19 protein-coding genes, 2 tRNA genes and 1 rRNA gene are annotated in these 19,995 nt (G+C 59.8%); 14 read left to right on the plus strand and 8 right to left on the minus strand.

What is annotated here, in order from left to right:
- From rrf to dkgB, 3 genes are all read left to right on the plus strand, one after another.
- Positions 1–109, plus strand: a 5S ribosomal RNA gene (gene rrf, locus ACJ8HB_RS23835); the annotation flags it as partial.
- Positions 110–203: 94 nt separating this feature from the next.
- Positions 204–280: transfer RNA gene (locus ACJ8HB_RS23840), tRNA-Asp, on the plus strand.
- A 212-nt stretch (positions 281–492) separates the two neighbouring features.
- Positions 493–1,296, plus strand: a complete 804-nt coding sequence (dkgB, locus tag ACJ8HB_RS23845) for a 2,5-didehydrogluconate reductase DkgB (protein ID WP_047569214.1) — start codon at positions 493–495, stop codon at positions 1,294–1,296.
- A 43-nt stretch (positions 1,297–1,339) separates the two neighbouring features.
- Here the strand turns inward: dkgB and yafC are convergent, their stop codons facing one another.
- The gene (gene yafC / locus ACJ8HB_RS23850) at positions 1,340–2,227 is read right to left on the minus strand and encodes a DNA-binding transcriptional regulator YafC (RefSeq protein WP_033637190.1); all 888 of its coding nucleotides are present in this window, start codon (positions 2,225–2,227) and stop codon (positions 1,340–1,342) included.
- A 331-nt stretch (positions 2,228–2,558) separates the two neighbouring features.
- Between yafC and ACJ8HB_RS23855 the strand changes: the two genes are divergently transcribed.
- Positions 2,559–3,353: an endonuclease/exonuclease/phosphatase family protein gene (locus tag ACJ8HB_RS23855; RefSeq protein ID WP_028127832.1), complete on the plus strand. Its 795-nt coding sequence runs from the start codon at positions 2,559–2,561 to the stop codon at positions 3,351–3,353.
- Positions 3,354–3,405: 52 nt separating this feature from the next.
- Here ACJ8HB_RS23855 and mltD read toward each other — a convergent pair whose 3' ends face one another.
- Together mltD and gloB are read right to left on the minus strand one after the other, a co-directional pair.
- Entirely contained in the window at positions 3,406–4,791 is a 1,386-nt protein-coding gene (gene mltD, locus ACJ8HB_RS23860; RefSeq protein WP_047569211.1) for a murein transglycosylase D, read from the minus strand.
- Between the two features lie 71 nt (positions 4,792–4,862).
- Positions 4,863–5,618, minus strand: coding sequence for a hydroxyacylglutathione hydrolase (gloB, locus tag ACJ8HB_RS23865; protein ID WP_047569209.1), 756 nt, complete (start codon positions 5,616–5,618; stop codon positions 4,863–4,865).
- Positions 5,619–5,662: 44 nt separating this feature from the next.
- Here gloB and ACJ8HB_RS23870 point away from each other — a divergent pair, with 44 nt between their 5' ends.
- Positions 5,663–6,382 carry a class I SAM-dependent methyltransferase gene (locus ACJ8HB_RS23870; protein ID WP_033637192.1) on the plus strand — a complete coding sequence of 240 codons (720 nt, stop codon included), beginning with the start codon at positions 5,663–5,665 and terminating at the stop codon, positions 6,380–6,382.
- Here ACJ8HB_RS23870 and rnhA read toward each other — a convergent pair.
- Entirely contained in the window at positions 6,379–6,846 is a 468-nt protein-coding gene (gene rnhA, locus ACJ8HB_RS23875) for a ribonuclease HI (protein ID WP_033649910.1), read from the minus strand. The two genes, ACJ8HB_RS23870 and rnhA, sit on opposite strands and share 4 nt — an antisense overlap.
- Positions 6,847–6,918: 72 nt before the next feature.
- Between rnhA and dnaQ the strand changes: the two genes are divergently transcribed.
- Both dnaQ and ACJ8HB_RS23885 read left to right on the plus strand, forming a co-directional pair.
- Positions 6,919–7,662: a DNA polymerase III subunit epsilon gene (dnaQ, locus tag ACJ8HB_RS23880; protein ID WP_047569206.1), complete on the plus strand. Its 744-nt coding sequence runs from the start codon at positions 6,919–6,921 to the stop codon at positions 7,660–7,662.
- Between the two features lie 144 nt (positions 7,663–7,806).
- A tRNA-Asp gene (locus ACJ8HB_RS23885) sits at positions 7,807–7,883 on the plus strand.
- Between the two features lie 105 nt (positions 7,884–7,988).
- Here the strand turns inward: ACJ8HB_RS23885 and ACJ8HB_RS23890 are convergent.
- On the minus strand, positions 7,989–10,229 hold the full coding sequence (locus tag ACJ8HB_RS23890; protein WP_047569204.1) for a TonB-dependent siderophore receptor: 2,241 nt from the start codon (positions 10,227–10,229) through the stop codon (positions 7,989–7,991).
- Between the two features lie 229 nt (positions 10,230–10,458).
- On the opposite strand from ACJ8HB_RS23890, the gene ACJ8HB_RS23895 reads away from it, so the two are divergent.
- The 4 genes from ACJ8HB_RS23895 to hpxK all read left to right on the plus strand — a co-directional run bounded on the left by ACJ8HB_RS23895 (position 10,459) and on the right by hpxK (position 15,016).
- On the plus strand, positions 10,459–11,337 hold the full coding sequence (locus ACJ8HB_RS23895) for a siderophore-interacting protein (RefSeq protein ID WP_047569202.1): 879 nt from the start codon (positions 10,459–10,461) through the stop codon (positions 11,335–11,337).
- A 136-nt stretch (positions 11,338–11,473) separates the two neighbouring features.
- Positions 11,474–12,313 carry a MurR/RpiR family transcriptional regulator gene (locus ACJ8HB_RS23900; RefSeq protein ID WP_033653349.1) on the plus strand — a complete coding sequence of 280 codons (840 nt, stop codon included), beginning with the start codon at positions 11,474–11,476 and terminating at the stop codon, positions 12,311–12,313.
- Positions 12,314–12,521: 208 nt separating this feature from the next.
- Positions 12,522–13,766, plus strand: coding sequence for a pyridoxal-phosphate-dependent aminotransferase family protein (locus ACJ8HB_RS23905; protein WP_047571687.1), 1,245 nt, complete (start codon positions 12,522–12,524; stop codon positions 13,764–13,766).
- Entirely contained in the window at positions 13,763–15,016 is a 1,254-nt protein-coding gene (hpxK, locus tag ACJ8HB_RS23910) for an allantoate amidohydrolase (protein WP_047569200.1), read from the plus strand. The genes ACJ8HB_RS23905 and hpxK overlap by 4 nt, the downstream gene beginning before the upstream one ends.
- Here the strand turns inward: hpxK and ACJ8HB_RS23915 are convergent.
- Positions 15,008–15,781, minus strand: coding sequence for an amidohydrolase (locus tag ACJ8HB_RS23915; RefSeq protein ID WP_047569199.1), 774 nt, complete (start codon positions 15,779–15,781; stop codon positions 15,008–15,010). The two genes, hpxK and ACJ8HB_RS23915, sit on opposite strands and share 9 nt — an antisense overlap.
- The gene (locus ACJ8HB_RS23920; protein ID WP_039567062.1) at positions 15,769–16,929 is read right to left on the minus strand and encodes a pyridoxal phosphate-dependent aminotransferase; all 1,161 of its coding nucleotides are present in this window, start codon (positions 16,927–16,929) and stop codon (positions 15,769–15,771) included. The genes ACJ8HB_RS23915 and ACJ8HB_RS23920 overlap by 13 nt, the downstream gene beginning before the upstream one ends.
- A 164-nt stretch (positions 16,930–17,093) precedes the next feature.
- On the opposite strand from ACJ8HB_RS23920, the gene ACJ8HB_RS23925 reads away from it, so the two are divergent.
- The 3 genes from ACJ8HB_RS23925 to ACJ8HB_RS23935 are packed head-to-tail and all read left to right on the plus strand — an operon-like array spanning position 17,094 to position 18,933.
- Positions 17,094–17,708: a methylthioribulose 1-phosphate dehydratase gene (locus tag ACJ8HB_RS23925; protein ID WP_033649918.1), complete on the plus strand. Its 615-nt coding sequence runs from the start codon at positions 17,094–17,096 to the stop codon at positions 17,706–17,708.
- Entirely contained in the window at positions 17,705–18,394 is a 690-nt protein-coding gene (gene mtnC, locus ACJ8HB_RS23930) for an acireductone synthase (RefSeq protein ID WP_047569196.1), read from the plus strand. The genes ACJ8HB_RS23925 and mtnC overlap by 4 nt, the downstream gene beginning before the upstream one ends.
- Positions 18,391–18,933 (plus strand): 1,2-dihydroxy-3-keto-5-methylthiopentene dioxygenase, encoded by a 543-nt coding sequence (locus ACJ8HB_RS23935; protein WP_015376726.1) that lies wholly within the window; start codon positions 18,391–18,393, stop codon positions 18,931–18,933. The genes mtnC and ACJ8HB_RS23935 overlap by 4 nt, the downstream gene beginning before the upstream one ends.
- 17 nt (positions 18,934–18,950) lie before the next feature.
- Here ACJ8HB_RS23935 and mtnA read toward each other — a convergent pair whose 3' ends face one another.
- The gene (mtnA, locus tag ACJ8HB_RS23940) at positions 18,951–19,979 is read right to left on the minus strand and encodes an S-methyl-5-thioribose-1-phosphate isomerase (protein ID WP_047569194.1); all 1,029 of its coding nucleotides are present in this window, start codon (positions 19,977–19,979) and stop codon (positions 18,951–18,953) included.
- Positions 19,980–19,995 lie beyond the last annotated feature (16 nt).

Below are 19,995 nucleotides of genomic sequence, written 5' to 3' on the forward strand. Positions count from 1 at the left end.
GCAATAGCGCGGTGGTCCCACCTGACCCCATGCCGAACTCAGAAGTGAAACGCCGTAGCGCCGATGGTAGTGTGGGGTCTCCCCATGCGAGAGTAGGACACTGCCAGGCATCAAATAAACGTTATCAGCGTGACGACTGGTAATGCGCAAATCGCAGAGCGCGATATTGCCGGCATCGAAAGATGCAACGTAAAAGAATCGGTGGAGCGGTAGTTCAGTTGGTTAGAATACCTGCCTGTCACGCAGGGGGTCGCGGGTTCGAGCCCCGTCCGTTCCGCCACTTAATTGATAAGCCCTGAGTCTCTGACTCAGGGCTTTTTCATATGCAAAATTCATAAAGCCTCGTCGAATTTGTCGCCGTTCCTGCCGCTTTCCTCAATATTGTTGCCTGTTGATCAAAAGTCTTATGCCGAACCTGGCGTTTTTGCTCACTAAAAATATTGCCATACTCTCTCGCATCGCTATTTATCCACTAATGAGAGAGCAAATATTGTGAGCATCCCTGTATTTGGTTTAGGTACTTTTCGCCTTCAGGATCAGGTCGTTATCGACTCTGTGAGCACGGCACTGGAATTGGGCTATCGGGCTATCGATACCGCACAGATCTATGAAAACGAAGCGGCAGTCGGCCAGGCTATCGCCGCTAGCGGTGTGCCGCGTGACGAGTTGTTCATCACAACCAAGATCTGGATCGCGAATCTGGCTAAGGGCGCCTTAATTCCCAGTCTGCGAGATAGCTTGGCCAAGCTGCAGACCCCGTATGTCGATCTGACGCTGATTCACTGGCCATCGCCAAATGATGAGGTGCCTGTCGCAGAGTTTATGGCTGAACTTCTGGAAGCCAAGCGATTGGGGCTGACCCGTCAGATTGGTGTATCTAACTTCACCATCGATCTGATGCAGCAGGCGGTTGATGCGGTTGGCGCCGATCAGATTGCGACTAATCAGATCGAACTGTCACCGTTCTTGCAGAATGAAAAAGTGGTGGCGTTCGCACGGCAACATGGTATCGCCATCACCTCTTATATGACGCTGGCGTATGGCAAAGCGTTGCAGGATGAGACGATCAAAAGCATTGCCGCCCGTCACAATGCGACGCCGGCACAGGTGGTTCTGGCCTGGGCGTTGAAGCTGGGCTACGCGGTGATCCCTTCTTCGACCAAGCGCGAAAACCTGGAAAGCAACCTGTTAGCGCAGCAACTGACGCTGAGTGACGAAGATATGGCGCAGATTGCGGCGCTTGAAAGCAACGGCCGATTGGTCAGCCCGGAAGGCCTGGCCCCTAACTGGGATTAATCTCTGGACATCATGATGCTAGGCGCCCCAAGAGGGCGCCTTTTTATCGCTTTAGCCGCTCGCTGATAAAATCGATAAAGCTGCGCAGGCGATTACTGACAGCGCTATCGCTGTAGTACACCGCGTTGATCGGCATTTCGAGTGGCAGCGTGTCTCCTACCAGAAGGGGAACCAGGTTCCCGCGTTTGACGTCTTCATCACTCATAAAGTCCGACAGGCAGGCGATACCGTTGCCGTGCAGGCACAGGTGGCGCTGGGTTTCACCGCTGTTGGTGGTCAGCCCCGGAACGATCTCCAGTTGTCGACCATCGGCACAGGTCAGCGGCCAGCGGTTCAGATTGGGCAGATCGTTAAAGCCGATGCAGCAATGATGCTCCAGGTCGGCTACCGTCTTTGGCGCGCCATATTGCGCCAGGTAGGCGGGGGAGGCCAGGATGCGTCGATAGCTGGCCATCAGCTTGCGCGCTTTCAGCGTAGAGTCCGTCAGCTCGCCGACGCGGATTGCGATATCCACTTTTCGTTCGATCAAATTGATGAAGTTTTCCGAAGAGACCAGCGACAGGGACATTTCCGGATAGCGTTCACGAAACTCGGCGACCAGCGGCGTCAACAGATGCAAGACGACCGGCGTTGCGGCATCGACGCGCAGCAGCCCCTGCGGGCGTTGACGGCTTTCCATCAACGCATTTTCCGCTGCGGCCATATCGCTCAACACTTTCTGCACCTGCCGAAAGTAGTTTTCGCCTTCTTGGGTCAGACTGATTTGGCGTGTCGTGCGGTTGAGCAGGGTTACCCCCAGCTTGCTCTCCAGCTTTTTTACCGTTCGACTGACCACGGAGTTGGCCTGCTGCAGGCGCTCCGCCGCCCGGCTGAAGCTGCCGCTTTCCACTACGGTGACGAAGGTGATGAGCTCGTCCGAATTCGCTTTCATTTTTGCTCCAAAGGCAAACTCTGTTCTAAATTTTTAGCGATTTCGTCATTTAAACACGTCGGAGCATCGTCGTCACCCACAGGAATCTGATTGCGCATATTCCTGTTTCCCCGTCTGCATTTTGCTGGCCCTTTCGCATTTTTCACCTCTGCTGCATCACCTTTACACTGCTATACCCTCAGAAGATTGAAATCGCCGCAGGCGACCCCTATAACTGAAAAGATTATGCCTGTAAAAGCCATGCCCTCTGTGCGGGGCAGGCGTATAATCAATTCACCGTTGGCGAAGTCTTCATCGCCAGTTTCATGCTAATGGGTTATAGGCGAATCGCGTGCCGAAACGAACTTATGCAATGAGGTATGTTGCAGGCCAGCCAGTTGAGCGAATCTTTCCTGGCGCCGTTAATCAGCCGTTGCCGCCAGGGGCGGCGCTGCCGACGACCGGCGCCTTGCGCGTTATGGTGTGGAATATTTTCAAACAGCAGCGAGCCGACTGGCTTTCGGTGCTGAAAAACCATGGCAAAGATGCGCAGCTGGTGCTGTTGCAAGAAGCGCAAACTACGCCGGAGCTGGTGAGCTACGCTACCGCCAACTATCTGGCGGCCGATCAGGTGCCGGCCTTTGTGTTGCCGCAGCACCCTTCCGGCGTGATGACGCTGGCGGCCGCTCATCCGGTTTACTGCTGCCCGCTGCGCGAGCGAGAGCCGCTGCTGCGGCTGTCCAAGTCGGCCCTGATCACCGTTTATCCGCTGTACAACGGTGAGCTGTTGATGGTGGTGAACATCCATGCGGTGAACTTTAGTCTGGGAGTCGACGTCTACAGCAAGCAGCTGGGGCCGATCGGCGAGCAGATCGCCAGCCACCGGGGGCCGGTGATCATGGCCGGGGACTTCAACGCCTGGAGCCGCAAACGTATCAATGCCTTGTATGACTTTGCCGGTGAGATGGCGCTGCGCGAAGTGAGCTTCGCCGACGATCACCGCCGTAAGGCTTTTGGCCGCCCGCTGGACTTTGTGTTTTATCGCAATCTTGGGGTCGTAGAGGCGTCGGTACTGGTGACCAGCGCGTCGGATCACAATCCGCTGTTGGTGGAGTTCCACCCGGAAAAAGATTCTCCCGTCTGGTGAATCGCAGGCAATAAAAAAGCACCCCGAAGGGTGCTTTTTTTGTGCCGGAAACTTAGGTGTCCGGCGTCAGCTTGTTGCCGACAAACAGGGTTAACTTCAGACCGGGTTGAAGGCTGTTGCCTTTACCGAGCGTTGAATTCCAACGCATCACGTCGTTAATATCGACGCCGTGACGACGTGCGATACTGGCAAGCGAATCACCTTTACGAACCTGATAGGTAATACTGCTGTTACCGCCAGTATTGCTGGCCACTTGCAGGGTTTGCCCAACTTTTATGGCGCTCTTGGCGCGTAAGTTGTTCCAACTCTGCAAATCGCTGGTCTTAACGTTCAGCCGCTTGGCAATGCCCGATAAGGTGTCGCCGGAGCGCACTTTATACGAACTGCCACCGGTCAAACCGCTGTTCTTCGCCAACTGCGTCGTTGGCTGAGTCACGGCGATCTGGCCATCGGCCAGCGAGTCTTTCAGTTGCTCGGCATGTCCTTTGGGAACCATGATGTAATGGGGCCCGTTGGGTGCCGTAACGCCTTTTTTGTAGCCTGGGTTATACGCTTTCATCTTGGTGACTGAAAGCCCCGCCATCTCAGCCGCCTGAGTCAGCTGGATCTGCTGCCCGACATCGATACGCGCCAGCGCACGGGTTTCATCCGTTTTCGGGAGTTTCACGCCGTACTTCTTGCTGTTCTTGATGATGTCGCTCAGCGCCAGCATTTTCGGGACATAGATTGACGTTTCACGCGGAAGCGACAATGCCCAGAAATTGGTTGGCTTACCCTGGCGTTTGTTTGCCTTCACCGCTTGCATCACGCGGCCTTCACCACTGTTATAGGCGGCTACGGTCAGTAACCAGTCGCCGTTAAACATACGGTTCAAGCGCTGCATCATGTTAAGCGCAGCGGTTGTCGAGGCGACGACATCGCGTCGACCGTCATACCACTGATTGTTTTTCAAACCATAATTGCGACCCGTTTGCGGCACGATTTGCCATAGCCCTGCGGCGTTGGCACTTGACGTGGCGTGGGGGTCAAAAGCGCTCTCCACTATGGGTAGCAGTACCAGTTCCATCGGCATATTACGTTTCTTAATCTGCCCGACTATCCAGTACATGTACGGCTCTGCCCGTAATGTTACATCGTGGAGATAGCTCTTACTTTTTAAGTACTTTCTTTTCTGATCACGGATCCGGGAATTTTCCGGAACCTCCATCTTCAGCTCGTCGCTAATGAAGTTCCACAGGTCCTGTTGCGTGGCGGGACTGTTGTTATCCAACCACCGCGCCGAGCTCGCTCGGCCATTTGCTGTGTACTCTCCTGCTTCACCATCTTGACCAGCTGAAGACAAACTCTGTGCATGCTGTTCTGGCGCCGGTGCGTCCTGCCTGGACGACTGGCAACCCACTAGCAAGACTGAGGCGAGAAATATCGCTTTAGCCTTCATGTGTGTGTCAATGTAGTTGCTTAAAAGACGAGCAATAATACTTTGCTTCGCCAAATAACACAACTAAAAGCTCAGAAGTTATCTTTCCGCAGGCGTAATTCGGAAAAAACTGAATGAAGGCTTTCCGGTGGTGAATTAAAGCCTAATTTCTTTTGTAAATCAGTGTCATGGCAACGTAAAAACAGGTTAATTTTGCGCTCTAATTGCAATGTGGTTGGCACGCTGGCTTGGCCTTTTGCCCTTAACGCTTCAACATGTTGTTGATATGTTTCAATCTCTCGATCTTCCGGCAAAATTACCCGCGCAAACTTAAGATTTGAAAGAGTATATTCATGCGCGCAGCAAATTAAGGTGTTATCGGGAAGTTGCGCGAGTTGTTGAAATGAGTCGTACATTTGTTTGGCGCTGCCTTCAAACAGCCTGCCGCAGCCGGCGGAGAAAATTGTGTCGCCGCAGAACAGATAAGGGGCACTATAGAATGCCACATGGCCCAACGTATGGCCGGGGACGGCGATAGTCTTGTATTGGCGGCCATCGATGGCAAAGGTGTCGCCGTCGCGTACGATGTGGTTGGCGCCTTTGTCCGCGGTTTCTTGCGGCCCATAGACAGCCAGGCCGGGATATTGCGCCACGATCTGCGCCACACCGCCGACGTGATCGTGATGATGGTGGGTCAGCAGGATCGCCGCCGGCGTCAGCTGCAGGCGCTGCAGCGCTTCGAGCACCGGCTGCGCCTCACCCGGATCGACGATAATGCAGCGCCCCTGCCGGTCATCCAATAACCAAATGTAATTGTCCTGGAAGGCGGGAATGCTGATAAGATTCATGGTGTACCTCTCGTTGGCAACGGCTTGAAAGAAGATAATAAATCATGAAACCAGCCCATACTCTACAAAAGCTCACCGGCCCGCAGTCTTGGGCGGAGCTGCCGTGGGGGGAATACTATCGTGAAGCCCTCGAGCGGCAGTTGCAACCCTGGTGGCCAAAGCTGTTCGGTTTCCATCTGCTGAAGATGGGCATGCTCAGCGCCGAGCTGGCCACGGACAAATGCGCGATTTCCCATCAGGTCAACGTAGGGTTGGAGGGGGAAGGGCTGCAGGTGATCGCCGATGCTTATCAACTGCCGTTTGCCGCCAAGTCGGTGGATGCCTGCCTGTTGGCGCATACGTTGTCCTACGCGGACGATCCGCACCGCATGCTGCGTGAAGTAGACAGGGTGTTGATCGACGATGGCTGGTTGGTTATCAGCAGCTTCAATCCGTTCAGCCTGCTGGGATTGGGCAAACTGGTGCCCGGATTGCGTCGCCGCCAGCCCTATGTCAGCCGCATGTTTACCCAGATGCGACTGCTGGATTGGCTCAGCCTGCTGAATTATGAGGTGTTGTACCAGGCGCGTTTTCACGTGCTGCCATGGCACCGCAAGGGCGGCAAGTTTTTATGCACTCATTTGCCGGCGCTGGGCTGCATGAGCGTGATTGTGGCGCGCAAACGCACCTTGCCGCTGACGCCCACGCCGATGAAACTGGGGGCGAGAAAACCTTCTCTCAGCCGCGCGGTGGGCGCGACCAAGAGCTATCGCAAACTGCCTTAGGCTTCCGGTTGGTAACCGACGTCTTCCTGCGTCGGCTTACCGGCCGCTTCGCGCGCCAGCACGTCACAACGTTCGTTCTCCGGGTGGCCGGCGTGGCCCTTGACCCATTCCCATTTCACCTCGTGGCGCTGAATGGCCAGATCCAACCGCTGCCACAGATCGACATTTTTGACCGGCTTTTTGTCGGCGGTTTTCCAGCCGCGCTTCTTCCAGTTATGGATCCAGCTGGTGATGCCCTGGCGCACATACTGGCTGTCGGTGCTGAGCGTCACGGCGCAGGGCACGGTCAGCGCTTCCAGCGCCACGATCGCCGCCATCATTTCCATGCGGTTATTGGTGGTCAGACGAAAACCCTCGCTGAAGGTTTTTTCCGTCTGCTTATAGCGTAATATCGCGCCGTAGCCACCGGGGCCGGGGTTGCCAAGGCAGGAGCCGTCGGTGAAAATTTCTACCTGTTTGAGCATCTCTGGTAGACTCTTCCTATCAGTTTTATAAAAGCCAAGTCTGACATAAACGAGCGCTGTGAGCACTGCAATATGATCTCTACAACCACCAGACAGATTGTCCTCGATACCGAAACCACCGGTATGAACAAGCTTGGGGTGCACTACGAAGGGCACCGCATTATCGAAATCGGTGCGGTGGAGGTGATTAACCGCCGCCTGACCGGGCGCAATTTCCACGTTTACATCAAGCCGGACAGGCTGGTGGATCCGGAAGCCTACGGCGTACACGGCATCAGCGACGACTTCCTGGCCGATAAGCCGAACTTCGATCAGGTTGCCGAGGAATTCCTCGACTTTATCCGCGGCGGCGAACTGGTGATCCATAACGCGGCGTTCGATATCGGCTTTATGGATCACGAATTCCGCATGCTGCAGCAGGGCATCCCGAAGACAGAGACCTTCTGCACCATCACCGACAGCCTGCTGATGGCGCGCCGCCTGTTCCCGGGCAAGCGCAACAACCTCGATGCCTTGTGCAGCCGTTATGAGATAGACAACAGCAAGCGTACGCTGCACGGCGCATTGCTCGATGCCGAGATCCTGGCGGAAGTCTATCTGGCGATGACCGGCGGTCAGACCTCGATAGCCTTCCAGATGGAGGGGGATACCCAGCAAAACGACGCCGCGCAAGAGATTCAGCGCATCGTCCGTCCGGCGACGGCGATGAAAGTGGTCTACGCCAGCGACGAAGAAGTGAAGGCGCACGAGGCGCGTCTGGATCTGGTGGCGAAGAAGGGCGGCAGCTGCCTGTGGCGCGGAGCGCCGGCCGAATAACGGCGTTTTTGCGTGAAAAAACCTCACCGGATGAACCTTCGTTGAAAAACTGTGCAAACGGTTCATTTGGTGAGAAAAAGGCGTTGACGGAACCGAAAGGCGTCCGTAATATGCGCCTCGTTCCCCCGCAAGAGGGAATGGCGCGGAGCGGTAGTTCAGTTGGTTAGAATACCTGCCTGTCACGCAGGGGGTCGCGGGTTCGAGCCCCGTCCGTTCCGCCACTATTCAGAAGCCCTGAGTTAGCGATAACTCAGGGCTTCGTCGTTTCTGCTCTCTGAAAAACGGTGCGGCTCAATGAACGGGGCCGGCAGACCGGCCCCTTATCCTCAGAATAACACCGAGTAGTTCAAGCCGAAGGTGCGTCCACGGCCTTTATAGCTGTACAGCTCAGGCGAACCGTAGGTTGGGCTGTACAGTATCGGCGCGCGTTGGCCCCAAACGGTGGTGTACTCCTTGTCCAGCAGGTTTTCCACGCTGAAGCTGATTTTCCCCACCGGCAGGGCATAGCTGCCGAGGAAGTCGAGGGTGTTGTAGCCATCGATCTTGCGGCCCTGAGTGGAATTGGCCTTGGTGTAATCACCGTCGTCCGACACGTCGAAGGTCTGCTGCGACTGTAAGCGCAGATTCCAGTCGCCCGGCGCCCAGCCGACATAGGCGGTGACTTTCGATGGGCTGGCGGTATCCACCACCAGCTTCTTCCATTCGCCGTTGACCTTGGTTTCGGAACGGATAACGTTGAAGTTGGTGCCGGCGCTCCAGTCGCTGTCTTCAAAGAAATAATCCACCGCACCTTCTACCCCGTAGATGCGGCGCTTATCCGCATTGACGTTGATGGTCATGTCGGTTTTGTTGATGGCGATGCTCTTGTCGGACAGCGAGTAGTAGGCGGCGATTTGCGTGCGCAGGTTATCGCCGGTATAGCGCCAGCCCAGCTCGTAAGCATTGACCTTGATGCCTTCCAGCCTGGAATCGCCGACGTTAACGCTTTTCAGCAGTTGGTAGTGGCCGCCGTTCAGCGCGTAGGTGCCGTTGCCGTAATACTTGCCCGGATCCGGGATCTCGAAGCCCTGAGAGAAGTTGAACCAGGTTTGCTGGCGCTCGGTCAGGTGCGCCAACAGGCCGGCGTTGAACAGCGCATTGTTGTAGTCGGTTTTCCCTCCCGGAATGGCGTCGGCGGAGGCGGCGGCGCCGGTAGCGATCGCCTGCTGCTGGTTATAGCCGACGAAGTCGTCGATTTTGTTTTCGGTGTACTGGTAACGCACGCCGCCGCTCAGGGTGAAGATCGGGTTGATGTCGTAACTGGCCTGCAGGAACGACGCCAGATTGCTGGTGGTATAGCTCGGGTAGCGGCCGGTGCTGTAGGCGTTCTCCAGCGTCATGCCGCCGGACTGTTGCGCCTTCGCCAGGTTAAAGAACTGTTGGTTGGCGTTGAAGCTCTCATGCTCGGCGTCGATGCCGTAAGTCAGCGTCAGCGCGTCGACAGGTTTGCTGTTTAACGTCAGTTTGCCGCCGTAGAAATCGGTTTTTTGCTGCGAAGCGCCAATGCTGCTGACGTAATAGTTCGGCGCTTTGCCCGCCAGCGTTGGGAACGGGTAGAAGGTCAGGGTTTCGTCGCGGTAATAGACCTGCGCCACCAGATCCTGGCCGAGGAAATCGGTGTTGGAATATTGCAGGTTGATCAGATGGCGTTCGGTGCCGGGGATGCGGTCGGAATCTAAGCTACCGCTGTTGTAGGCCTTGGCGTTGCCGGTCACCGCCGCGAAGTTTTCTCCCAGGAACAGGCCGTGGTCGCCGTCGGACTGGCTTTTGTAGTATTGGGTGGTCAGCTGCAACTGTTGATGATCGTCGATGTTGAGGGTGCCGGTGCCCATCACGTCGAGGCGATCGGAATACTGCAGGCTGGTTTGGGTGTTGTCGATCAGTACCTCATTGCCTTTGCCGTCGTACCAGCCGCCATAGCGTTGGTAAGAAACGGACAGGCGCCCCGAGGCGTTGTCGTTGCCGCCGCTGACCGCCGCCGCCACGTTCTCGTCGTGATCGTTATGGCCGCCAAAGCCGGTTTTACCGCCGATCTGTAATTCGACCTGCTGTTCCGGTTGCCCCTTTTTGGTGACGATGTTGATCAGGCCGCCGGTGCTGCCGCCGCCGTACAGCGAGGTCGCGCCGGAAATCACCTCAATATGATCGATATTGAACGGATCGATAGAATCCAATTGGCGGCTGTCGCTGCGCGATGAGTTCAGGCGTACGCCGTCGATCATCACCATCATCGAACGGCCGCGTATATTCATGCCATAGTTGGTGCGGCCCTGGCCGCTGACGTCCATGCCGGGGATCAGCTGCGCCAACATGTCTTTGATCTCTTTGCCGCCCTGGACCTGCTGTTCGATCTCCTGGCTTTCGATGACCCAAGTGGTCTGCGCCATTTCCGCCACGCTGCGGTGCGAACGGCTGGCGGAGACCACCAACTGCTCTTCGTTGCCGGTTTTCTGATCTTCTGCCCAAGCCGCCGGCGCAAGCATTGCCAGCAGACAAGGGTTCAATACCCAAAGGTGTTTGCGTTTCATCGTTATTTCCCAGGTGATTTTGTTATTACTCTATTTTTGAGAATGCTTCTTTTATCAATAACGTTTCTTGTTATCAATAAAATCATGATATGATTTTTTGCGATACATTAACGTAATTAATTAGTTTTATTAACATTTTACCCACTGCGCGATCGAGCACCCCACGCCGTCAACACGGCAGCCGATCGGCCATACGCGCAAGCGACAGCGTTGCCGGAGAATCGAGAACATGTCCGCCAGCTACAGAATTTTTGATATCACCCTGAAAAGCAAAACGCTGATTTCACCTTCGCTGGTGCGCTGCGTGTTTGAAGGTGCAGATATTCATCGGATGAAGCTTGAAGCGCCGGATCAGCGCATCAAACTGTTGTTCCCGGCGGCGGACGGCCAGAGCCCGCAGTTGGTCAACGGCCCGGACTGGTACGGCGATTACATGGCGATCCCCAAAGAACAACGGCCGGTGATGCGCACCTATACACTGCGTGCGCTGCGCCGTGAGCAGAATCAGATGGACGTCGAATTCGTGCTGCATGGTGTGAACGGCCCGGCTTCCGCCTGGGCGACCCACGCCGAGCCGGGTGACGCCATTCAGACGGTCGCGCCCAACGGCGAGTTCGGCGGCGACAGCGGCGGCTACGAATGGGCGCCGCCGGCGCAGTTGCAGCAGGCGCTGTTGATCGCCGATGAGACGGCGGTGCCGGCGGCGATGGGCATTCTGGAGCAGCTGGCGCAGCAGGCCAATCCGCCGCGGGTGCAGGCGTTCTTCGAAGTGCCGGTGGCGGGGGATTGCCTGGATTTGGCCCGTTTCCCGTTCGCCGAGGTTTACTGGCTGCCGCGCGACGTGGGCCGCCAGTTGGCGCACGGTACGCTGCTGGTGGAGGTGGTGCGCCAGCGGGTCGATATCCCCGCGTCGGCGTGTGCGCAGGCGCAGTCCCTGGCGGAAAGCAGCCTGAGCGATGAGGTGCTTTGGGAGCGGGCGGCCGGCGGTAACGCTTTTTATGCCTGGGTGGCGGCCGAGTCTTCTACGGTGAAAACGCTGCGGCGTTATCTGATCGGCGAACGCGATCTGGATCGCGCTACCGTCAACTTCATGGCCTATTGGTGCTGAACCCGCGGCCCTTTTCCGGCATTGACGCTGGAGCAGGGCATGCCGCTGCCATTCCCCACCAACGAATAATCGCTTGCCAGCGGGTAGTTCGACCGTGTTATGTTCCGCTGAAACGAAGGTTACAGCGAGAACGATAATGCAACGGTTCGACGAACGCCTGCGCCGCGACTACCCACAGCTGACGCCGCAGGAGCAGCGGGTGGCCGACTTCATCTTCGATCACTATGACGATTTGATCGGCTACAACAGCGCCGAGCTGGCGCGCCTGAGCGGCGTTTCCAAAGCCACGGTCAGCCGCTTGTTCAAACGGCTGGGCTACCCCAACTACCGCGCCATGCGCGATGAGCTGCGCACCCTGCGCCAGAGCGGCATGCCGCTGACCGACAGCCGCGATGCGGTGCAGGGCGATACGCTATTGGCGCGGCACTGTAAGCAGGAAATGGCCAACCTCACCCGCTGGGTAAAGCAGATCGATGCGGTACAGTTCAGCGCGGCGATCGCCGCACTGGCGCAGGCGCGAAGCGTGATGCTGCTGGGGCTGCGCAACAGCTATCCGGTGGCGATGCACCTGCGCCAGCAGCTGATGCAGGTGCGGGAGCAGGTGCTGCTGGCGCCGCAGCCGGGGCAGACGCTGGCGGAAGATCTGGCGGGGCTGACGCCGCAGGACATGGCGGTGGTGGTGGCGTTCCGTCGCCGGCCGCGCCAGATAAAGGCGCTGCTGGCGCTGTTGCAAAGCCGCGGGGTGCCGACGCTGCTGATCTGCGAACCGCAGGCGCAGGCGTTGTTCCCACTGGCCAACTGGCACTTGACCGTGCCGCTCGACAGCGTGTCGGCGTTCGACAGCTATGCCGCCGCCATGAGCCTGGCCAGCCTGCTCAGCAATGCGTTGCTGCATGAGCGGCTGGCGCAGGGGCGGCAGCGCATTCACCACGTCGCCGAACTGTTCCAGGCGCTGGACGAACTGGAGTTGCGTTAAGCGCGGCAGGTCATTTCCCTTCCTGCACCTTCCGCCGTTTAAGGCGGATCGGTCATCTCATCGTGTTACTTTGGTTTCATTAATTGATCATAAGAATCTTTTGTTTCAACTGAATCCCTATCGGGAGTAGGCTGTTGGGCAGCAAACAAACGTCATGTCGACGCTGACGGCATAACTCAATAACTTACTAAGCTGACAGGGAATGAACATGTTGGATATCTCGCAATTCGATCAGATTAACCCGCCGGCACGCCTGCTGATGGGGCCGGGGCCGATCAACGCCGATCCGCGCGTGCTGCGCGCCATGTCGAGTCAGCTGATCGGCCAGTACGATCCGGCGATGACCGGTTACATGAATCAGGTCATGGCGCTGTACCGCGCGCTGTTCCGCACCGAAAACCGCTGGACGATGCTGGTGGACGGCACCTCGCGCGCCGGTATCGAGGCGCTGCTGGTTTCCGCCATTCGGCCGGGCGATAAGGTGCTGGTGCCGGTCTTCGGCCGTTTCGGGCATCTGCTGTGCGAGATTGCCCGCCGCTGCCGTGCCGAGGTGCACACGATCGAGGTACCGTGGGGCGAGGTGTTCAGCGCCGATCGCATCGAAGACGCGATTAAGCGAGTGCGCCCGCGCCTGCTGCTGACGGTGCAGGGCGACACCTCCACCACCATGCTGCAGCCGCTGCATGAGCTGGGTGATATCTGCCGCCGCCACGGCGTGTTGTTCTACACCGACGCGACGGCTTCCTTCGGCGGCAATCCATTGGAGACCGATGCCTGGGGGCTGGATGCGGTCTCCGCCGGGCTGCAGAAGTGCCTGGGCGGCCCCTCCGGCAGCTCGCCGGTCACTCTCAGCCCGCAGTTTGAAGAGGCGGTGCGCCGCCGTAAATGCGTGGAGGCGGGGATCCGCACCGCCGAGCATGCCGACGGCGACGACGAGATGATTTACTCCAACTATTTCGACATCGGCATGATCATGGATTATTGGGGACCGGAACGGCTCAATCACCATACCGAAGCCACCAGCATGCTGTTCGCAGCGCGCGAATGTGCGCGGGTGATCCTTGAAGAAGGGCTGGATCAGGCCATCGCCCGCCACCGGCTGCATGGCGCGGCGATGCTGGCGGGCATCCGGGGCATGGGGCTGGCGGTGTTCGGCGATCTCGAACACCGCATGAATAACGTGCTCGGCGTGATGATCCCGCCGCAGGTACAGGGTGAACAGGTGCGGCAGATGATGCTGAACGACTTTGGCATCGAAATCGGCACCTCGTTCGGCCCGCTGCAGGGCAAGATCTGGCGCATCGGCACCATGGGCTACAACGCGCGCAAAGATTGCGTGCTGCAAACCCTGGCGGCGCTGGAGGCGGTGCTGAACCGCCTCGGTTTCGCCAGCAAGCAGGGCGAGGCGTTGCAGGCCGCCTGGAACGTTTATGACGCAGGCAAGCGTGGATGACACCGCTGGAGGCGCAGCAGGCTGCCGCACGGGTGATGGCGCGCTGTGACGAGCTGGCGGCGATCAGCGCAGAGCCCGATCGGCTGACGCGTCTTTATCTCTCTGCCGAACATCGGCGCGCCAACGCTCTGGTGGGTGAATGGATGCGCGAGAGTGGCATGCAGGTTTGGCAGGACAGCGTCGGTAATATCTGCGGCCGTTATGAAGGGCTCACGCCCGCTGCCCCTGCGCTGCTGCTCGGTTCGCATCTGGACACGGTGCGTAACGCCGGGCGTTATGACGGCATGCTCGGCGTGCTCACGGCGCTGGAGACGGTGGCGCACTATCACCGCCAGGGGCGCCGTTTGCCGCTGGCGCTGGAGGTGATCGGTTTTGCCGACGAAGAGGGCGCGCGCTTTGGCGTCACGCTGCTCGGCAGCCGCGGGCTGACCGGCCAATGGCCGCAGGAGTGGCTGGCGCAGACGGATGCCGACGGGGTGAGCATCGCGCAGGCCATGCGCGACTTTGGGCTGGATCCGGCGGCGATCGCACAGGCGCGTCGCGCGCCAAACGAAATTCGCGCCTATCTCGAATTGCATATCGAACAGGGGCCGTGCCTGGAGGCGGCCGATTTGGCGCTGGGCGTGGTGACGGCGATCAATGGCGCGCGCCGGCTTACCTGCACTTTCAGCGGTGAAGCGGGCCACGCCGGCACGGTGCCTATGGTGCAGCGCAAAGACGCGTTGGCGGCCGCGGCGGAATGGATAACGGCGGTCGAAACGCTGACCCGCGCCGCCGATCCGCATTTGGTGGCCACCGTGGGGTGTATTGAATGTCTGCCGGGCGCGGTCAACGTGATCCCCGGCGAAGTGCGATTGACGCTCGACGTCCGCGGCCCGCAGGATGCGCAACTGGCGCCGCTGTTGACGGCGTTGCTGGCGCAGGCGCAGGCGATCTGCGTACGCCGCGGCGTGCGCTTCGCCAGCGAGGAGTTTTACCGCATTGACGCCACTGCCTGCGATAGCGAGCTGCAGCAATGCTGGCAGGCGGCCGTCGAGCAGGTACAGGGGCGCAGCCTGGCGCTGCCGAGCGGCGCCGGGCATGACGCCATCGCCGTGGCGGCGCACTGGCCGGTCGGCATGCTGTTCGTGCGTTGCGCCGGCGGCGTCAGCCATCATCCGGCCGAAGCGGTGCGGCAGGCGGACGTGGCGCTGGCGATCCAGGCCTATTGCCTGACGATCGCCGGCTGGGAAAAGGGGGAGTCAGTCTAAACGCAGAAAGCTGTCGGCGTCGCGCCAGGCCGGGAAGGCGCTGCGGTAACTCTGCAGGGTTTCCAGCGACAGCTCGGCGTCCAGCCGCGTGGCCGCGCCTGGCTCCGCATCCGCCAGGATCTCGCCCTGAGGGCTGATGATCAGGCTGTCGCCGCTGTAGCTCAGGCCGTTGGGATCGTCGCCCACCCGGTTGCAGCCCGCCACATACACCTGGTTTTCAATCGCCCGCGCCGCCAGCAGCGTTTGCCAATGGTGACTGCGCGGCGCCGGCCAGTTGGCGACGTATAGCGCCAGATCGTAATCCTGCTGATAGCGCGCCCAAACCGGGAAACGCAGGTCGTAGCAGATCTGCGGCAGGATGCGCCAGCCGCGCCATTCGAAGATTTCACGCCGGTTGCCGGCTTGGTAGTGCAGGTGTTCGCCGGCCATGCGGAACAGGTGGCGTTTGTCATAGGCGTGTACCTGGCCACCCGGCTCCACCAGCAGGAAACGGTTGACCGCGCCCTCGTCGGTTTTCAGCGCCACGCTGCCGCCGATTAACGCGTGGCTTTTCACCGCCCAACCGTGCAGCCAGTCGATCACCTGCTGTTCGGGCAGGGCGCTCTCGCCGGCATCCATGGCGAAGCCGGTGGTGAACATCTCCGGCAAGACGATGAGATCGCGGCCGACGATCGGCGCCAGCAACGCGTCGAAGGCGGCCAGATTGGCGAGGCCGTCGCGCCAGACCAAAGGTTGCTGCAACAGGGTAATTTTTAAAGTCGACATAACCGCTCCGCAGCTGCATCCAGCGTGGCGTCCTGTTTAGCGAAGCACAGCCGGATCAATTTATGGGGGAAAGGATCGGCACAGAAGACCGACAGCGGAATGGCCGCCACGCCCACGTGCTCGGTTAACCAATGGCAGAACGCCACATCGTCCAGATCGGAGATGGCGCCGTAGTCCGCCAGCAAGAAGTATGTACCCGCGCAGGGTAAAATTTCCAGTCGGCTGCTCGCCAGCGCCTGCACAAAGCGGTCGCGTTTGGCGCGATAGAACGCCGGCAGCTGTCGCCAGTGCTCCGGCTCGGCGCGCAGGCTATCCGCCAGCGCCAGCTGGGCCGGGGTATTGACCGAAAAGGTCAGGTATTGATGCACTTTGCGCACCTCGGCGCTCAGCGCGGCGGGTGCCACGCAATAGCCCACTTTCCAACCGGTCATGTGGAAGGTTTTACCGAAAGAGGACACCGCGATCGCGCGTTGGCGCAGCTGCGGGTGGGCCAGCACGCTGGCGTGGCCGCCTTTGGCGAAGCAGATGTGTTCGTAAACCTCATCGCTGAGCACGTAGATTTCGCGTTCGGCGATAGCGTGCCACAGCTGCTGCATGTCTTCCGCCTGCCAGGCGGTGGCGGACGGGTTGTGCGGCGTGTTGACGATCACCAGGCGGGTGCGCGGCGACAGCGCGGCGGCGAACGCTGGCCAATCCACGGCAAACGCGGGCGGCTGCAGGGCGATGCGTTTGAGTATGCCGCCGGCCAACGTCACCGCCGGCGCATAGCTGTCGTAGCTGGGATCGAAACAGACCACCTCGTCGCCGGGGCGCACCAGCGCGCTGATGGCGGCGAACAGCGCTTCGGTGGCGCCGGCGGTGACAGTCACTTCGCTGCCGGCGTCCGGCTGCCAGCCATACAGCTCGGCGGTTTTGTCGGCGATGGCTTCGCGCAGCGGCGCCACGCCGGTCATCGGCGCATATTGGTTGGCGCCCTGGGCGACGTGCCAGGCCAAGCGTTCTTTCAGGTAGTCCGGGCCGTCGAAATCGGGGAAGCCCTGCGACAGGTTGATCGCCTGGTGCTGCTGCGCCAGCGCGCTCATCTGGGTAAAGATGGTGGTGCCCAGCGAGGGCAGTTTGCTTTCGGGAATCAATGCGGAAGTGCTCATAGCGGGTGAATACTCCTGGCGCTTATATTGCCGTCAATATAACACGATGCTAGTATTTGGCAATCAAGACGCTTAGATGGCTAAATGCGAAAAAGTGCTTAGCCCGCCACGCGGCAGGCCAAGCCTCATCTGCCGGCCGCCTTACCGAACGGGAAACGATAATAATGACGGAGAATCCGCAACTTACCGCATTGCTGGCGGCCTGCCACTGGATTGGCAACAAAGGCTGGTGCCCGGCGACCGGCGGCAACATGTCGCTGCGCCTGGACGAACGTCAGTGCCTGGTCACCGAGTCCGGCAAAGACAAGGGTAGCCTGAGCGCCGCCGATTTTCTGCGGGTGGATATTGCCGACAATCATGTGCCGAGCGGCCGCACGCCGTCGGCGGAGACCGGGCTGCATACGCTGCTCTATCGCCTGTCTGCGCATATCGGCGCGGTGCTGCATACCCATTCCGTCAACGCTACCGTCCTGTCGCGGGTGGAACGCGGCGATGCGCTGGTGCTGCAGGGGTACGAAATGCAGAAGTCGCTGGCCGGCCAGCGCAGCCACCTGGACCGCGTGGCGATCCCCATATTCGACAACGATCAGGATATCCCTCGGCTGGCGGCGCGCGTGGCGGCCTATGCCGAGGCCACGCCGCTGCAATACGGCTTTCTGGTGCGCGGCCACGGTCTGTATTGTTGGGGAAGCCAGGTGGCGGAAGCTCGCCGCCATCTTGAAGGGCTGGAATTCTTGTTCCAGTGTGAACTGCAACGCCGCTTACTGGAGGCGAAATGATCCGCGCCATCGTGACCGATATAGAAGGCACCACCAGCGATATTCGCTTCGTGCATCAGGTACTGTTTCCTTATGCCCGCGAACGGCTGGCGGATTTTGTACGCCGCCATGCCGCTGAGAGCGAAGTCGCCGCACCGCTGGCGGCGCTGCGCGCTGAAATTGGCCAACCGCAGGCCGATCTCGACGTGCTGATCGCCGCGCTGTACCGCTTTATGGATGAAGACCGCAAATCCACCGCACTCAAGGCGCTGCAGGGCATCATCTGGCGCAGCGGCTACCGCGAGGGTGATTTCCGCGGGCATCTGTATCCGGAAGTCGCCGGGCAGTTGGCCGCCTGGCAGCGGCAGGGGGTGAAGCTCTACGTCTATTCCTCCGGGTCGGTGGAGGCGCAGAAGCTGCTGTTCGGCCACAGCGACGCGGGCGATCTGCAGCCGCTGTTCAGTGGCTATTTCGATACGCACGTCGGCGCCAAGCGTGAAACCGCGTCGTACAGCAACATCGCGCAGGCTATCGGCATCGCGCCCGACGAGCTGCTGTTTTTGTCCGACATCCGCCAGGAGCTGGATGCGGCGCAGGCCGCCGGCTGGCATACCTGCCAGCTGATCCGCGATGAGGCGGACGTGCAGAGCCGACATCCGCAGGTTAACCGTTTTGATCGCATCGATTTAGGGGAGTTCGTCTCATGAGTGGATTGACCATTTTCAGCGATACAGCGCCGCAGCAACCGCTGTGGCAGAGCCGTGATGCGCAGGAGATCCAGCGGCAGTTGGCGCAGATCGGCGTGCGCTTTGAGCGCTGGCAGGCGGATCGCGAGCTGGGCGACAATCCGCAGCCGGAGGCGGTGATCGCGGCCTACCAGCATGAGATCGACCGGCTGGTGGCGGAAAAGGGTTACCAGAGCTGGGACGTGATCAGCATGCGGCCGGACCATGAGCAGCGCCAGGCGCTGCGTGAAAAATTCCTGTCCGAACATACGCACGGCGAAGATGAAGTGCGCTTTTTCGTCGAGGGCGCAGGGCTGTTTTGCCTGCATCTGGACGGCAAGATCTTTCAGATCTTGTGTGAAAAGAACGATCTGATCTCGGTGCCGGCCAATACCCGGCACTGGTTCGATATGGGATCGGCGCCGCACTTTACCGCGATCCGGGTGTTCGACAACCCGGAAGGCTGGGTGGCGCATTTCACCGGCGACAAGATCGCCGATGCTTATCCGCGTTTGGACTGAGTGCCGATGGGCGGGCGTTAACCCAACGCCCGCTGGAAAATCCCCGCTTCAACCTGCTGCGGCGTAATCACGCCGCTGTCGAATATCCATCCGCTGATGAGCTTCGCCGGCGTGACGTCGAACGCCGGATTGTAGACCGGCGCATCGTTCGGCGCCCACTGGCAGGCGCCGAAGCTACCTGAAACGCCGGTGACTTCGGCCGCCGCGCGCTGCTCGATCGGGATGGCTGCGCCGTCCGGGCAGTGCGGATCGTGGGTGGTGTGCGGGGCGGCCACGTAGAACGGGATGCCGTGATAGTGCGCCAGCACCGCCAGGCTGTAGGTGCCAATCTTGTTGGCGACGTCGCCGTTGGCGGCGATGCGATCCGCGCCGACCCATACCGCATCGACCTGGCCCTGCGCCATCAGGCTGGCGGCCATCGAATCGCAGATCAGGCGATAGGGAATGCCCAGCTCGCCCAATTCCCAGGCGGTCAGACGGCCGCCCTGCAGCAGCGGCCGGGTTTCATCGACCCATACCTGTTGCACTTTGCCCTGCCGGTGGGCGTGCAGCAGCACGCCGATGGCGGTGCCGACGCCGGCGGTGGCCAATCCGCCGGTATTGCAGTGGGTCAGCAGGCGGCTGCCGGGCTTGACCAGCCCAGCGCCGTGATCGGCGATGCGATCGCACAGCCGGCGATCCTCTTCCACCAACCGCAGCGCTTCGTTCACCATCGCCGGCGCCCAATCAGGCTCCGCCAGCGCCAGCTTCATGCGATCCAGATTATTCATCAGGTTGACCGCCGTCGGGCGAGCGGCACGCAGTGTGTGCAGCGCCCGCTCCAGCTCGGCGCGCGGCAGACCGCGTTCCGCCAGCAGCGCCAACAGCAGGCTGGCGGACAGCCCGATCAGCGGCGCGCCGCGCACCCGCAGGCTGTGAATGTGTCCGACCAGTTCCTCCACGCTGTCGCAGGCGCGCCACCGCTTTTCCTGCGGCAGGGCTTGCTGATCGAGGATCCAAAGGCGGTTGTCCTGCAGGGTCAAGCTGGTGGTGTTAAGCGCTTGCATCGGCGGTTAATTCCTT

Source organism: Serratia sp. CY27727, from assembly GCF_052169275.1.
GTDB classification, from domain to species: Bacteria; Pseudomonadota; Gammaproteobacteria; order Enterobacterales; family Enterobacteriaceae; genus Serratia; species Serratia sarumanii.